The organism is Streptomyces sp. CG 926, from assembly GCF_003148825.1.
In the GTDB taxonomy this organism is placed as follows: Bacteria; Actinomycetota; Actinomycetes; order Streptomycetales; family Streptomycetaceae; genus Streptomyces.
The window spans coordinates 193941-207669 of sequence record NZ_QGGZ01000011.1 but is presented as its reverse complement, the minus strand read 5'-3'; the positions used below and the strand labels follow the sequence as shown (position 1 = coordinate 207669).

The 13729-nt window shown below is 68.0% G+C and carries 14 protein-coding genes and 1 tRNA gene; 10 read left to right on the top strand and 5 right to left on the bottom strand.

The window, feature by feature from the left end; genetic code table 11:
• Window position 1 precedes the first annotated feature (1 nt).
• Genes BCL76_RS28035 through BCL76_RS28025 form a run of 3 tightly spaced genes read left to right on the top strand, consistent with a single transcriptional unit; the run spans window position 2 to window position 3539 of the window.
• Window positions 2-1738: a branched-chain amino acid ABC transporter permease gene (locus tag BCL76_RS28035; protein ID WP_109782170.1), complete on the top strand. Its 1737-nt coding sequence runs from the start codon at window positions 2-4 to the stop codon at window positions 1736-1738.
• A 5-nt stretch (window positions 1739-1743) separates the two neighbouring features.
• Window positions 1744-2826, top strand: coding sequence for an ABC transporter ATP-binding protein (locus BCL76_RS28030; protein WP_109782311.1), 1083 nt, complete (start codon window positions 1744-1746; stop codon window positions 2824-2826).
• Window positions 2823-3539, top strand: coding sequence for an ABC transporter ATP-binding protein (locus BCL76_RS28025; RefSeq protein WP_109782169.1), 717 nt, complete (start codon window positions 2823-2825; stop codon window positions 3537-3539). Before BCL76_RS28030 ends, BCL76_RS28025 begins: the two co-directional genes overlap by 4 nt.
• A 69-nt stretch (window positions 3540-3608) precedes the next feature.
• On the opposite strand, the gene BCL76_RS28020 is transcribed toward BCL76_RS28025, so the two are convergent.
• Window positions 3609-4286: an ANTAR domain-containing response regulator gene (locus BCL76_RS28020; protein WP_109782168.1), complete on the bottom strand. Its 678-nt coding sequence runs from the start codon at window positions 4284-4286 to the stop codon at window positions 3609-3611.
• Window positions 4287-4361: 75 nt separating this feature from the next.
• Here BCL76_RS28020 and BCL76_RS28015 point away from each other — a divergent pair.
• The 3 genes from BCL76_RS28015 (at window position 4362) to BCL76_RS28005 (ending at window position 5769) form a co-directional block, all read left to right on the top strand.
• A tRNA-Leu gene (locus BCL76_RS28015) sits at window positions 4362-4436 on the top strand.
• Between the two features lie 109 nt (window positions 4437-4545).
• Window positions 4546-5295, top strand: a complete 750-nt coding sequence (locus BCL76_RS28010) for a helix-turn-helix domain-containing protein (RefSeq protein WP_109782167.1) — start codon at window positions 4546-4548, stop codon at window positions 5293-5295.
• A gap of 87 nt (window positions 5296-5382) precedes the next feature.
• Complete coding sequence (locus BCL76_RS28005; RefSeq protein ID WP_109782310.1) at window positions 5383-5769, top strand: VOC family protein; 387 nt, start codon at window positions 5383-5385, stop codon at window positions 5767-5769.
• A gap of 39 nt (window positions 5770-5808) precedes the next feature.
• On the opposite strand, the gene BCL76_RS28000 is transcribed toward BCL76_RS28005, so the two are convergent.
• Complete coding sequence (locus BCL76_RS28000) at window positions 5809-6966, bottom strand: FAD-dependent monooxygenase (RefSeq protein ID WP_109782166.1); 1158 nt, start codon at window positions 6964-6966, stop codon at window positions 5809-5811.
• A gap of 72 nt (window positions 6967-7038) precedes the next feature.
• On the opposite strand from BCL76_RS28000, the gene BCL76_RS27995 reads away from it, so the two are divergent.
• On the top strand, window positions 7039-7614 hold the full coding sequence (locus BCL76_RS27995; protein WP_109782165.1) for a TetR/AcrR family transcriptional regulator: 576 nt from the start codon (window positions 7039-7041) through the stop codon (window positions 7612-7614).
• A gap of 84 nt (window positions 7615-7698) precedes the next feature.
• Complete coding sequence (locus BCL76_RS27990; protein WP_109782309.1) at window positions 7699-8286, top strand: histidine phosphatase family protein; 588 nt, start codon at window positions 7699-7701, stop codon at window positions 8284-8286.
• A gap of 310 nt (window positions 8287-8596) precedes the next feature.
• On the opposite strand, the gene BCL76_RS27985 is transcribed toward BCL76_RS27990, so the two are convergent.
• Window positions 8597-9055, bottom strand: coding sequence for a MarR family transcriptional regulator (locus BCL76_RS27985; RefSeq protein ID WP_109782164.1), 459 nt, complete (start codon window positions 9053-9055; stop codon window positions 8597-8599).
• A 62-nt stretch (window positions 9056-9117) separates the two neighbouring features.
• Here BCL76_RS27985 and BCL76_RS27980 point away from each other — a divergent pair, with 62 nt between their 5' ends.
• On the top strand, window positions 9118-9369 hold the full coding sequence (locus BCL76_RS27980) for an EF-hand domain-containing protein (protein ID WP_109782308.1): 252 nt from the start codon (window positions 9118-9120) through the stop codon (window positions 9367-9369).
• 82 nt (window positions 9370-9451) lie between these two features.
• Here BCL76_RS27980 and pyk read toward each other — a convergent pair whose 3' ends face one another.
• Entirely contained in the window at window positions 9452-10879 is a 1428-nt protein-coding gene (pyk, locus tag BCL76_RS27975) for a pyruvate kinase (protein ID WP_109782163.1), read from the bottom strand.
• A gap of 146 nt (window positions 10880-11025) precedes the next feature.
• Window positions 11026-11727 (bottom strand): SIMPL domain-containing protein, encoded by a 702-nt coding sequence (locus BCL76_RS27970; RefSeq protein ID WP_109782162.1) that lies wholly within the window; start codon window positions 11725-11727, stop codon window positions 11026-11028.
• 127 nt (window positions 11728-11854) lie between these two features.
• On the opposite strand from BCL76_RS27970, the gene BCL76_RS27965 reads away from it, so the two are divergent.
• Window positions 11855-13663 carry a bifunctional metallophosphatase/5'-nucleotidase gene (locus BCL76_RS27965; RefSeq protein WP_109782161.1) on the top strand — a complete coding sequence of 603 codons (1809 nt, stop codon included), beginning with the start codon at window positions 11855-11857 and terminating at the stop codon, window positions 13661-13663.
• Window positions 13664-13729: the final 66 nt, after the last annotated feature.

Genomic DNA, 13729 nt, shown 5'->3' with positions numbered 1-13729 from the left:
CATGACCACCACCAACACCACCCCGCAGACCCCGCAGACCGCCGACACGGTGAAGCAGGGCCCCGCGCCCACCACCCTCCTCTACGCGGTCATCGCCGGCAGCCTCCTCACCATCGTCAGCGCCTTCCTCGCGTGGACCTGGACCGCCGAATTCCCCGGCGACCTGACCTACTACGGCAGCCCCGCGGGCCTCCAGTACGTCACCCTCGCCGGCGCCGCCCTCACCCTCGCCCACGCGCTCTCCGCTCTCGGCGTCAAGGGCCTCGGCTGGCTCACCCCCAGCGGCTCCCGCAAGGCGCTCTTCTTCCTCACCCTCGGCAACCTCGCCGCCACCTGGTTCACGGTCATCGCCATCACCGTCGTCCTCGGCGGAGTCGTCAACCTGGAACCCGGCGCCTACGTCGCCCTCGTCGGCTCGCTCATCCCGGTCCTCGCCGTGAACAAGCTCGCCGACGACACCCGCAAGGCGGCCCCCGCCAAGCAGCTGCCCTCCTGGGCCGAAATCCTCATCATCACCGCCGTCTTCGCCATCGGTCTCTTCGTCATCACCTACGGCATCGACACCGATGACAAGGAACCGCAGCTCTTCGTCGCCTACCTGATCACCGTCGGCCTCGCCGCCTTCGCGCTGAACAAGTCCGGCCTCTTCGCCCGCCTCGGCGGCCTCACCGCCAAGTACCGCCAGGTCACCCTGCTCGGCACCGCGGCCGCCGCCATCGCCTTCCCGTTCATCCAGCAGAGCGGCGACACCTACACGCTCATCGCGGTCAACATCCTGATCTTCGCGACCGTCGCCCTCGGCCTCAACGTCGTCGTCGGCCTCGCCGGCCTCCTCGACCTCGGCTACGTCGCCTTCCTCGGCGTCGGCGCCTACGCCGCGGCCCTGGTCTCCGGAAGCACCGCATCCGCCTTCGGCATCCACCTCCCCTTCTGGGCAGCGGTCATCGTCGGCGCCCTCGCCTCGCTCATCTTCGGCGTGGTCATCGGAGCCCCGACCCTGCGCCTGCGCGGCGACTACCTCGCCATCGTCACCCTCGGCTTCGGAGAAATCTTCCGCATCGCCATGGGCAACCTCGACGGCACCTCCGGCCCCGACATCACCAACGGCCCCAACGGCATCCCCAACATCCCCCACCTCGAAATCTTCGGGTGGAACTTCGGGGAATCCCACGTGGTCGGCGGCATCACCCTCGGCGCCTACGCCAACTACTACTTCCTGATGCTGCTCGTGATGGCCCTCGTCGTCGTGGTCTTCGCCCGCGCCGGCAGCAGCCGCATCGGCCGCGCCTGGGTCGCCATCCGCGAGGACGAGACCGCCGCCGAAGCCATGGGCATCAACGGCTTCAAGGTCAAGCTCATCGCCTTCGCCCTCGGCGCCACCCTCGCCGGCCTCGCCGGCACCGTCCAGGCACACGTCAACAGCACGGTCGTCCCCGAGAACTACGTCTTCGCCGGGCCCGTCCCGCCGAACTCCGCGTTCCTCCTCGCCGCCGTCATCCTCGGCGGCATGGGCACCATCCGCGGCCCCATCCTCGGCGCCGCACTCCTCTTCCTGATCCCGGCGAAGCTGGCCTTCCTCCAGGACTACCAGCTCCTCGCATTCGGTATCGCCCTCATCCTGCTCATGCGCTTCCGCCCCGAAGGCCTCATCGCCAACAAGCGCGCGCAGCTCGAGTTCCACGACGACACCGCTGACCAGGCCCCCACGGACCTGGCCACCGCCAAGGCGGGGGCGTGAACAACATGACGACCACCACGGACACCACGTCCACCACCACCAAGACCACGGTTCTCGAAGCCAAGGGCGTCACCATGCGCTTCGGCGGCCTCACCGCCGTCAAGGGCGTCGACCTCCAGGTCAACGCGGGCGAGATCGTCGGACTCATCGGCCCCAACGGCGCCGGCAAGACCACCTTCTTCAACTGCCTCACCGGGCTGTACGTCCCCACCGAGGGCAGCGTCAGCTACAAGGGCACCGTCCTGCCTCCCAAGCCCCACAAGGTCACCGAGGCCGGCATCGCCCGCACCTTCCAGAACATCCGGCTCTTCCACAACATGACCGTGCTGGAGAACGTCCTCGTCGGACGCCACACCCGCACCAAGGAAGGCCTCTGGTCCGCACTGCTGCGCGGCCCCGGCTTCAAGAAGGCCGAAGCCGCCAGCGAAGCGCGCGCCATGGAACTCCTCGAGTTCATCGGCCTGGAGAACAAGGCCCAGCACCTGGCCAAGAACCTCCCCTACGGCGAACAGCGCAAGCTGGAAATCGCCCGCGCCCTCGCCAGCGACCCCGGCCTCATCCTCCTGGACGAGCCCACCGCCGGCATGAACCCGCAGGAAACCCGCGCTGCCGAAGAACTCATCTTCGCCATCCGCGACATGGGCATCGCCGTCCTCGTCATCGAGCACGACATGCGCTTCATCTTCAACCTCTGCGACCGCGTCGCCTGCCTCGTCCAGGGCGAGAAGCTCATCGAGGGCACCGCGTCCGAGGTCCAGGGCGACGAGCGCGTCATCGCCGCCTACCTCGGCGAGCCCTTCGAGGGCGACCCGGGCGCCGCCGAGGTCGCCGCGGTCGAGGCAGCGGAAGCCGCAGCCGAAGCCACGGCCGCCCCGGCGGAAGCCGAGGCCGAGGCAGAAGCCGACGCCGACGCTGTGACCGAGGCCGAGGTCGAGGCCGCCGCCGAGCCGGAAACCGCCACCGAGACCGAGACCGACGCGGACGCCGCCCCGGACACGGACGCGGCCCCCGCCACGGACACCGCCACCGACGCGGACAGCACCACCAGCACCACCAGCACCACCAGCACGGAAGGAGAGACCAAGTGACCGCACTGCTCAAGGTCGAAGACCTCAAAGTCGCCTACGGCAAGATCGAAGCCGTCAAGGGAATCTCCTTCGAGGTCAACGAAGGCGAAATCGTCTGCCTCGTCGGCACCAACGGCGCCGGCAAGACGACCACCCTGCGCACCCTCTCCGGGCTCATCAAGCCCAAGAGCGGCAGCATAACCTTCGACGGACAGCCCCTCGCGGCCGTCCCCGCCCACAAGATCGTCTCCCTGGGCCTCGCCCACTCCCCCGAGGGACGCCACATCTTCCCTCGGCTGACGATCGCCGAGAACCTCCAGCTCGGCGCCTTCCTGCGCACCGACAAGGAAGGCATCGAGGCGGATGTCCAGCGCGCCTACGAGATGTTCCCCATCCTGGGCGAGCGTCGCAAGCAGGCCGCCGGCACCCTCTCGGGTGGTGAGCAGCAGATGCTCGCCATGGGCCGCGCGCTCATGTCCCGCCCCAAGCTCCTGATGCTGGACGAGCCCTCCATGGGCCTGTCCCCGCTGATGATGCAGAAGATCATGGCGACCATCAAGGAACTCAAGAGCACGGGCATGACCATCCTGCTCGTCGAGCAGAACGCCCAGGCGGCGCTCTCGCTCTCCGACTCCGCGCACGTCATGGAGATCGGCAAGATCGTCCTCTCCGGCACCGGCCGCGACCTCCTCCACAACGAGGACGTCCGCAAGGCCTACCTCGGCGAAGACTGATCCGACGAACGTGTGAGGCCCGCCTCCCCTCGGGGGGAGGCGGGCCTCACGCATGTCCGGGGGCGGCCGCTACTTGCCGCTCTCCTTCTTCTTCGCCTCGGCGTCCTCGATGACGACCTCGGCGACCTGCTGCATGGACATCCGACGGTCCATGGACGACTTCTGGATCCACCGGAAGGCGGCCGGCTCCGTCAGCCCGTACTGCGTCTGCAGAATGCTCTTGGCCCGGTCCACCAGCTTGCGCGTCTCCAGCCGCTGGGAAAGGTCCTCGACCTCCTTCTCCAGCGCCCGCAGCTCCGCGAAGCGGGAGACGGCCATCTCGATGGCCGGCACCACGTCGCTCTTGCTGAACGGCTTCACCAGGTACGCCATCGCACCGGCGTCCCGAGCCCGCTCGACGAGGTCGCGCTGCGAGAACGCGGTGAGCATCAGGACGGGCGCGATGGACTCCTCCGCGATCTTCTCGGCCGCGGAGATCCCGTCCAGGACGGGCATTTTCACGTCGAGGATCACCAGGTCGGGGCGGTGCTCGCGAGCGAGCTCGACGGCCGTCTGCCCGTCGCCGGCCTCACCGACGACGGAGTAGCCCTCTTCTTCGAGCATCTCTTTGAGATCGAGACGGATGAGCGCCTCGTCCTCGGCGATGACGACCCGGGTCGTCAGCGGCGGAACGTGCGACTGGTCGGCGTCGGGCGTGGGCGTCGACTCGTGCTCGGCGGTCACGGGTGGCTCCTCTTTACGGGGCATAACAAGCTCCCCTGAGCCTACCTAGCTACGGTAAGGTGGTCTCGCGCAGGGCTCACCCGGGCCTTCGTTTCTTAGGCCCCAGTACTCCAACTGGTCAGAGAGGCCGCTCTCAAACAGCGGACAGTGTGGGTTCGAATCCCACCTGGGGCACATATCTTGGATTCCATGGTCACGCGATCTTCGCGTGACCATGACTCGTTTCGGGGAAGCCCGCCGAAATGCGGGGCGTACGACCATTTCACCCGACAGCATCGACTGCATGTACGACGTGGAAACACGCATGCGCACGCTGGACCTGCTCGCCGACGGGCACAGTTTGAACTCCGTCAGCAAGGCAACCGGGATATCCCGCGCCGCGATCCGATCCTGGCGATCCCGGGTGGAGCCGTTACCCCGCCTATTCAACCAAGCCTCGCCTTGCGCTGGGCCCGCCGATACCGCCTCGTACGCATACCTTCTCGGCCTCTACCTCGGCGACGGCTGCATCAGCCCCCACCCTCGCGGTGGTCACTACCTCCGGATCGCATGTGCGGATGCCTGGCCAGGCCTTATCGAATTGTGCCGAGCGGCCGTCACTGCTGTACGCCCAGGAGACAGAGTCAGCTCCCAGCAGAAGCAAGGCTGTGTAGCCGTCACCAGCTACGGGCGCCACTGGACGTGCTTGTTCCCGCAGCACGGGCCGGGCAAGAAGCATGAGCGGCGGATCGTCCTCGAAGGCTGGCAGCAGGAGATCGTCGACGCCCACCCCTGGGAGTTCCTGCGGGGGCTGATCCACTCCGACGGGTGCCGGATCACCAACTGGACCGTCCGCAACGGCAAGCGGTACGAGTATCCGCGGTACTTCTTCACCAACAAGTCCGACGACATCCGGAAGCTGTGCACGGACACGCTGACCAAGGTCGGCGTCCGGTGGACCGTCCTGGCCCGGGGTAGCGACCCGTTCAACGTGTCCGTCGCGCGCAAGGCGTGCGTCGCGTTGATGGACGCCCACATCGGGCCGAAGTACTGAGACCGGCCGGAGCGTGCGAGCCCTTGCCGACGCCGGGGTCACGCCCGGCGCCAGGCCCTGGAGTTGACGCTCGTGGACTGCGCGGTCATGACACAACGATGGCCCTTCATCCACCACGTCACCTTCATCGCCTCGGACCTCCAGGCGAGTACCCGCTTCTACATCGCCGCGCTCGAGCCTCTCGGTGTCGTCTGGGAAGCGCCCGACTTCGGGGCAGAGTTCTGGGAGGAGGAGAGGGACACTCCGTCCTTCGGTCTCTACTCCGCGGGCGACGCCACGGTGACGCGGGGCGCGCACATCGCGTTCACCGCGCGTGACCGGGCCTCGGTCGACGCGTTCTACGAGGCCGCCCTGGCCGCCGGTGGCACGTCCCGGCACGAACCTCGGCTGTGGCCCGAGTACCGCGCCTATTGCGCGTTCGTCGACGACCCGGACGGCAACAACGTCGAGGCCGTGTACAAGGAGCAGGTGTAGGTCGGTCGGGCTGCCCCCCGCCGCTGCAAGGGGGGCGGTTCAGTCCAGTCTCGGCGGGACCCAGGCGTGGTGGCGGAGGATCATGCGGGTGGCGGCGTGGGAGGGGGTCAGTCGCATGGCGGTGTTCCGCAGGGCGACGGCCAGGGGGTGGGAGAGTTGCTGGCCCATCCGTCCGGCCTGTCGGGCGGCTCGTGCAACTGCTTGGGTGCGGGGTCGGCGCTCGGTGTCGTAGCGGGTGAGGGCGGCGGGGATGGTGGGCTCGGTGGCGAGTGCGGCGGCGAGGGTGACGGCGTCTTCCAGGGCCTGGCAGGCGCCTTGTCCGAGGTGGGGGGTCATCGCGTGGGCCGCGTCGCCGAGGAGGGCGATCCGGCCGACCGTGTAGGTGGGCAGGGGTGTGGGGAGTTCGTTGATGTCGTGGTGCAGTACGGCGTCGGGGTGGGTGGCGTCGAGGAGGGCGGGGATGGGGTCGTGCCAGGTTCCAAATCGTCGGCGTAGTTCGGTGAGTGGGTCGGTGAAGCGGGTCCGGGCGGGGAGGTCGAGGACGGCGTGCCATTCGGCTCGGCCGTCGAGGAAGGCGATGTGTCCGAATTCGACTCCGTGGCCCCAGGTCAGTTCGAAGTCGGTGTGCAGGTCGATCGGGTGGTCGGTGATGGCGCGCAGGACCGTGGAGCCGCTGTAGGTGGGGTGGGGGTGGGTGGGGAAGAGCTGGTTGCGTAGCCGGCTGTTGATTCCGTCGGCCGCGACGACGAGGTCGGCGTTGAGGGTGGTGGTGCCGTGGGTGACGCGGACCGTGGTGGGGTCGGTCTGTTCGACGGGGCCGGCTTCGGTGCCGATGTGGAGTGTGTCGGTGGGGAGGTGTTCGCGCAGGAGTCGGTGGAGGGTGGCGCGGGGGATGCCGACAATGGGTGTGCCTACGGCGTCTTCGAGTGCGGTGCCGTTCATGTGGGTGAGCCAGGTGCCGTCGGGTGTGCGGGTGCCGCCGGTGTATTGGTTGCGGGAGGCGGCGCGTACGGCGTGGCCGATGCCGAGTTCGTCGAGTGCGCGGAGGCCGTTGGCGGCGAGTGAGATGCCGGCTCCGGCGTCTTCGGGGGTCGGGGAGCGTTCGATGACGGTGACGTTCCATCCGATGCGGTGGAGTCCGATGGCGGTGGCGAGTCCGCCGATGCCGGCTCCGACCACTACGGCTGTGTTGTTCATGCTGCGACCCCCATTTTTCTACACCTGTAGAAGGTGGAGGTTACCTGAGGGTCTACAGGTGTAGAAAGGGGTATGGCTTCGGATCGACGTACCTTGCTCGCGGACGCGGCTCTCGACGTACTGGCCGATGAGGGGATGCGTGGCCTGACGCATCGGGCGGTCGACCGCAGGGCTGCCCTGCCGCCCGGTACCACGTCGGCGTACTTCCGCACCCGGGCGGCGTTGCTCGCCGGTCTCGTCGCCCGTCTGGTTCAGGTCGACCAGGCGGAGCTGCGGGCGACGGCGGAGGCGCTTCCGGCGCTTCGCACGGTCGAGGAGTTGGTGGACGGCATGGTGCTGCTCACCCGGCAGCGGTTGACCGGCGAGGGGCGTCGCCGCTCGCTCGCCCGGTATGCCTGTGCCGTCGAGAGTGTGCGCGATCCTGAGCTGCGCGAGATCCTCGTTCCTCGCGAGAACGCGGGTCGTGAGGCCGTGCGTCTCTTCCTCGTCGCACGTGGTGTGCCGGATGTGGAGAATCGCACGCACACCCTGCTGACGTGTATCGACGGGTTGGTCTTCGATCGGCTGGTGAGCGGTGGTGAGGTGCCGCGTGAGGCTTTGGCGGGGCTGGTCGCGGCCGCTCTGCGTGGGGGCGACTCGCCGGGGTGATCGCGCCGGGTTCGGCTCTCGTTGCGGCCCGATTCGGCTGCAACCATGCCGAGTTGGAGGTGTGATCGGCTAGCGTGCGTGGCCATGGGTGAGCTGATAGTGATCAGGCACGGTCAGACCGAGTGGAGTCTGTCGGGTCGGCACGCCGGTCGGACCGATGTTCCGTTGACCGAGTCGGGTGAGGCGGCGGCCAGGGCTCTTGGTCCGAGGCTGGCCGGTCGCCGTCCGGTCGCCGTGTTCAGCAGTCCGCTGAGCCGTGCCATGCGGACGGCCGAGTTGGCGGGCCTGGTCGGGGCGGAGGCCGATCCCGATCTGTTGGAGTGGGACTACGGCGGCTACGAAGGCCTGACCGCCGAGGAGATCAGTGCGTCGCGGCCGGGCTGGGACTTGTGGCGGGACGGCGTCGTTGCGGGCGATGTGGAGCATCCTGGCGAGCGGTTGGCGGAGGTGGCCGCGCGGGTGGATGCGGTGTTGGAGCGTATCCGTAGGCTGCTGGGCGACGGTGACGTCGCGGTCGTGGCGCACGGTCATCTGGCGCGCGTGCTCGCCGTGCGGTGGCTCGGTCTGGACGCGTCCGCGAGTCGACTGCTCGGTCACCCGCACCCGGGCAGTCTCGGTTTCCTGTCCGTCGAGGGTGGGCAGCCCTGCGTCTCCGCTTGGAACGTCCTGTAGGGGCCGCCCGTCCTGGCCTGTGCGTCGGGCGTGTCGTCAGCGCGCGGTCCGGCAGAAGGCGGCCTGGTCGGCGCCGGGTTCGACGTGGTCGTAGATGTCCGCGATGGTGTCGGCGTCCGTCGCGGTGCCTGTGGGTCCGATCCGGATGAGGCTCCGGAACCCTCGTCCAGGTCCGCGCCGTCGGCGGTCGGCCCGCGGTCGCCGGAGCCCGCAACCTCTCCGGCCGGTGCGGCCATGATGGCGCCGGCTGGGCCGAGGGGGTGGGTCCGGCCGCGATCCTGGACCTGTGTCTGCGGGGTCGTCGGGGGGCTCAGGAGGGGAGGTCGCCGTTGCCGCCGAGGTTGGCGACCAGGTGGCGGAGGGTGTCGATGGTGGCCGCGTATGCGGTGTCGTCGATGCCTGCCCGCATGCGTGCGTGGACCTTGGCGTTGCGGTCGTGGGCGCGGAGGCGGCCTGCTTCGCCGGCTTCGGTGAGGGTGAGGCGGTGGTCGGTCTCGGTGATCCAGCCTCGGGTGGTGAGGTCGGCGTGGACGGCCTCGAAGTCGGTGTCCTGGTCGTCGAAGGGGGTCAGCTTCTCGATGAGGGCCGTGCGGGTCCATGTGCCCGGGGCGCGGGCGATGTGGTTGAGGGTCCACCAGTGGGGCTGGGTGAGCTGTTCTTCGGCGAGGGCGGTGCGGAGGCCGCCGATGACCAGGCCGGCCGCTTCTCGGGCCCAGTAGCCGATGGGCTGGGCGGCGAGCTGTTCCTGGGAGTACGTCTTGGTCGTCATGTTGCGACCGTATGACCTCAGGTTAGGTTGAGGTCAAGGCTGTTTCGACGAGGGACTGTGTGATGAGTGAGAAGGCCCGGAAGCTGTTCGACGCGCTCGATCTGGACGAGGACGGGGAGCTGACGCGGGCGGAGGTGATCTCGGCTCTGCGGTCGAAGGGGCCGACGTTGGCCGCGCGGGGGGATCTGCCGTTCTGGGGTGTGGGTGATGCGGTGGCGTCGTCGGCGTTGTTCGACGCGGCTGATGCGAATGGCGATGCGGTGTTGTCGTTCGAGGAGTTCGCGGCGGTGGTGGATCGGCGGTTCGGTTGGTAGGTGCGGGTGACCGCGTCGGGCGGGTGGTGGGGCCCGACGCGGTGTGTCGCGTGCGTCGTTTGTGTCGCGTGTGTCGCGTGCGTCAGCGGACCGCGTCGCCGATGTGGTGGATGCGGACGAGGTTGGTGGATCCGGTGACGCCGGGGGGTGAGCCGGCGGTGATGACGACGATGTCGCCGGGTACGCAGCGGCCGATGCGCAGGAGTTCTTCTTCGACCTGGGCGACCATGGCGTCGGTGGAGTCGACGTGGGGGCCGAGGAAGGTTTCGACGCCCCAGGTGAGGTTGAGCTGGGAGCGGGTGGCCTGGTCGGGGGTGAAGGCGAGGAGGGGGATGGGTGAGCGGTAGCGGGAGAGTCGGCGGACGGTGTCGCCGCTCTGGGTGAAGGCGACGAGGAATTTGGCGTCGAGGAAGTCGCCCATTTCGGCGGCTGCGCGGGCGACGGCTCCGCCTTGGGTGCGGGGCTTGTTGCGGTCGGTGAGTGGGGGGAGGCCCTTGGCGAGGATGTCTTCTTCGGCGGCTTCGACGATGCGGGACATGGTGCGGACGGTTTCGATGGGGTATTTGCCGACGCTGGTTTCGCCGGAGAGCATGACGGCGTCGGTGCCGTCGATGATGGCGTTGGCGACGTCGCTGGCTTCGGCGCGGGTGGGGCGGGAGTTGTCGATCATCGAGTCGAGCATCTGGGTCGCGACGATGACGGGTTTGGCGTTGCGCTTGGCGAGTTTGACGGCGCGCTTTTGGACGATGGGGACTTGTTCGAGGGGCATTTCGACGCCGAGGTCGCCGCGGGCGACCATGATGCCGTCGAAGGCGGCGACGATGTCGTCGATGTTCTCGACGGCTTGAGGCTTTTCGACCTTGGCGATGACGGGGAGGCGTCGGCCTTCCTCGTCCATGATGCGGTGGACGTCTTCGATGTCGCGGCCGCTGCGGACGAAGGAGAGGGCGATGACGTCGGCGCCGGTGCGCAGGGCCCAGCGGAGGTCTTCGATGTCTTTTTCGGAGAGGGCGGGGACGGAGACGGCTACGCCGGGGAGGTTGAGGCCTTTGTGGTCGGAGACCATGCCGCCTTCGACGACGCGGGTGTGGACGCGGGGGCCGTCGACCGAGGTGACTTCGAGGGTGACGCGGCCGTCGTCGACGAGGATGAGTTCGCCGGTGGTGACGTCGGTGGCGAGGCCTTTGTAGGTGGTGCCGCAGGTGTGGCGGTCGCCTTCGTGGTCCTCGACGGTGATGGTGAATTCGTCGCCGCGTTCAAGGAGTACGGGTCCTTCGCGGAAGCGGCCGAGGCGGATCTTCGGGCCTTGAAGGTCGGCGAGGATGCCGACGCTGCGGCCGGTCTCGTCGGAGGCCTTGCGTACGCGCTGGTAGCGCTCCTCGTGTTCGGCGGTGGTGCCGTGGCTGAGGTTGAGGCGGGCGATGTCCATTCCGGCTTCGACCAGGGCTTTGATCTGGTCGTATGAGTCGGTGGCGGGGCCCAGGGTACATACGATTTTCGCTCGGCGCATGAGGCGAGCGTATTCCCCTACCTGCGGGTAGGAAATCGCTTCCGGGTGTCCACTCAACAACCTTTGAGCAAAAGCTTGTTGACAACTGTTGAATGTGCGTGGGGGTGCTCTGATGAGCACCCCCGGGGCGGCAATTTGTGGGTTCTTCAGAGTTGCGGAGGGGTCATGGTGAAGCGGGCGTTCACCTGTGCGTAGACGGTCTGGCGCTGGGGTTCGAGGTCGAGGGGCGGGGGGCCGGCGTCCTCGGTGGCGCTGAAGGCCATGGTGCGCATGCCGCCGCCGGGGGCGGGGTTGAAGGGGGCGGCGTTCTCGGCGCCGAGGTCGGCGAGTTCGACGAGGGCGGCGAGGTTCGCGCCGAGGGCTTCGGCGTATTCGCGGGCGCGCTGGACCGCTTCGAGGACGGCTTGGCGGCGGGCCTGGCCGTGGGCGGGCGAGGTGGGGCGCAGGGCCCACCAGGGGCCGTCGACCTCGGTGAGTTCGAGGTCGGCGAGGCGGGTGGTGAGTTCGCCGAGGGTGGTGAAGTCGCTGAGTTCGGCGGTGATGTGGACGCGGCCGTGGTAGGCGCGGACGCGTTCGGCGCGGCCGTGGCGGGTGAGTTCGGGGGTGATGGAGAGGGCGCCGGTTTCGAGTTTTTCGACGGGGTCGCCGTAGCTCTTGATGAGGTCGAGGACGGTGTTGTTGCGGCGGGTGAGGTCTTCGAGTGCGGTGCGGCGGTCGGTGCCGCGGGCGCTGACGGTGATTCCGATGCGGGCGATCTCGGGGTCGACTTCGATGCGGGCTTCGCCGCGGACTGCTACGCGGGGTACTTCGGGGGTTCCGTAGGGCTGGTGCGATGCGTCCTGGGTCATGGTTTCACTGTCGCACTGTCGCTCGTTCGGGTGTGGTCACCGGATCGAAACCTGTCGGGGGTGTTGCGGCTTGTTGCTGCTGGGTCAGAATCTACGCGCGTTGTTCACGCCTCAAAAGGGAGATGGCATGGCGTTCGACCGTAGGACTTTTCTGGGCACTTCGGCTGCTACGGGTGCCGCTGTGGCGTTGGCGGGGGCCACGAGCTCCCCGGCCGTGGCGGCTGTGCAGGATGTGAAGGGGTCCGGTGCGGGGGCGAGGACGTACGCGTTCACGGTGATGGGTACGACCGACTTGCACGGGAATGTCTTCAACTGGGACTACTTCACGGACAAGGAGTTCGACGACAAGGCGCACAACGATGTCGGTCTGGCGAAGATCTCCACGCTGGTGGAGCAGGTGCGGGCGGAGAAGGGGCGGCGTAACACGCTGCTGATCGACGCGGGTGACACGATCCAGGGCACGCAGTTGTCGTACTACTACGCGAAGGTGGATCCGATCACCGCGCGGCGTGGTCCGGTGCACCCGATGGCGCAGGCGATGAACGCGATCGGTTATGACGCGGCGGCGCTGGGGAACCACGAGTTCAATTACGGCATACCGGTGCTGCGGAAGTTCGAGGAGCAGTGCGATTTCCCGCTGCTGGGGGCGAACGCGCTGGATGCGCGGACGCTGCGGCCGGCGTTCGCGCCGTACAGCATGCACAAGCTGCGGACCCCGTGCGGGCGTGATGTGAAGGTGGCGGTGCTGGGGCTGACGAACCCGGGTATCGCGATCTGGGACAAGGCGAACGTGCAGGGGAAGATGACGTTCCCGGGGCTGGAGGAGCAGGCGGCGAAGTACGTGCCGAAGCTGCGGTCGATGGGCGCGGACGTGGTGATCGTCTCGGCGCACTCCGGTTCGAGCGGTACGTCCTCGTACGGGGACCAGTTGCCGTACATCGAGAACGCGGCGGCGTTGGTGGCGGAGCAGGTGTCGGGGATCGACGCGATCCTGGTGGGTCACGCGCACACGGAGATCCCGGAGTACCGGGTGAAGAACAAGGCGACCGGCAAGGACGTAGTGCTGTCGGAGCCGCTCAAGTGGGGTCAGCGGCTGACGCTGTTCGATTTCGAGCTGACGTGGGAGAAGGGCCGCTGGTCGGTGGCGAAGGTCGCGGCGAAGGTGCTGAACTCGAACACGGTCGCGGAGGACAAGAAGATCACGCGGCTGCTGTCGGACGAGCACCGCAAGGTCGTGGCGTACGTGAATCAGGTGATCGGTACGTCGACGCAGGCGATGTCGTCGGCGGAGGGGGCGTTCAAGGACGTCGCGATCATCGACCTGATCAACCATGTGCAGGCGGAGACGGTGAAGGGGGCGCTGGCCGGTTCCCAGTGGGCGGCGCTGCCGGTGCTGTCGCAGGCGTCGTGCTTCTCGCGTACGGCGGCGATCCCGGCGGGTCAGGTGACGATCAAGGACGCGGCGGGTCTGTATCCGTTCGAGAACACGATGGAGGCAAGGCTGCTGACGGGTGCGCAGGTGAAGGACTACCTGGAGTACTCGGCGCGGTATTTCGTGCGGACGGCGCCGGGTGATGTGGTGGATCCGGCGAAGCTGACGAACGCGGAGAGCATTCCGGACTACAACTACGACGCGGTGTACGGGCTGGCGTACGACATCGACATCGCGCAGCCGGCGGGTTCGCGGATCACGGGGTTGTCGTTCCAGGGGAAGCCGGTGGATCCGGCGGCGCAGTTCGTGTTGGCGGTGAACAACTACCGGGCGTCGGGTGGCGGGAACTTCCCGCATGTTCCGCAGGCCAAGCAGCTGTGGGCGAACTCGGACGAGATCCGTAACACGATCATCCAGTGGGTGAAGGCGAAGGGGACGATCGACCCGGCGCAGTTCGCGGCGGTGGACTGGCGTCTGACGCGGGCCGGGGTCGCGGTGTTCTAGGCCGTCTCTTTCGGATCTTGCTCGGGTGAGCCCGGGTCCGGGGTTCCTCCCGGGCGAGGTGGCCGG

Bases quoted from the DNA above. Each gene is read 5' to 3' on its own strand.
- BCL76_RS28035 (WP_109782170.1), top strand. From the start codon at position 2: ATGACCACCACCAACACCACCCCGCAGACCCCGCAGACCGCCGACACG.
- BCL76_RS28030 (WP_109782311.1), top strand. From the start codon at position 1,744: ATGACGACCACCACGGACACCACGTCCACCACCACCAAGACCACGGTT.
- BCL76_RS28020 (WP_109782168.1), bottom strand. From the start codon at position 4,286: ATGCCCCGTAAAGAGGAGCCACCCGTGACCGCCGAGCACGAGTCGACG.
- BCL76_RS28010 (WP_109782167.1), top strand. From the start codon at position 4,546: ATGTACGACGTGGAAACACGCATGCGCACGCTGGACCTGCTCGCCGAC.
- BCL76_RS28005 (WP_109782310.1), top strand. From the start codon at position 5,383: ATGACACAACGATGGCCCTTCATCCACCACGTCACCTTCATCGCCTCG.
- BCL76_RS28000 (WP_109782166.1), bottom strand. From the start codon at position 6,966: ATGAACAACACAGCCGTAGTGGTCGGAGCCGGCATCGGCGGACTCGCC.
- BCL76_RS27995 (WP_109782165.1), top strand. From the start codon at position 7,039: ATGGCTTCGGATCGACGTACCTTGCTCGCGGACGCGGCTCTCGACGTA.
- BCL76_RS27990 (WP_109782309.1), top strand. From the start codon at position 7,699: ATGGGTGAGCTGATAGTGATCAGGCACGGTCAGACCGAGTGGAGTCTG.
- BCL76_RS27985 (WP_109782164.1), bottom strand. From the start codon at position 9,055: ATGACGACCAAGACGTACTCCCAGGAACAGCTCGCCGCCCAGCCCATC.
- BCL76_RS27980 (WP_109782308.1), top strand. From the start codon at position 9,118: ATGAGTGAGAAGGCCCGGAAGCTGTTCGACGCGCTCGATCTGGACGAG.
- pyk (WP_109782163.1), bottom strand. From the start codon at position 10,879: ATGCGCCGAGCGAAAATCGTATGTACCCTGGGCCCCGCCACCGACTCA.
- BCL76_RS27970 (WP_109782162.1), bottom strand. From the start codon at position 11,727: ATGACCCAGGACGCATCGCACCAGCCCTACGGAACCCCCGAAGTACCC.
- BCL76_RS27965 (WP_109782161.1), top strand. From the start codon at position 11,855: ATGGCGTTCGACCGTAGGACTTTTCTGGGCACTTCGGCTGCTACGGGT.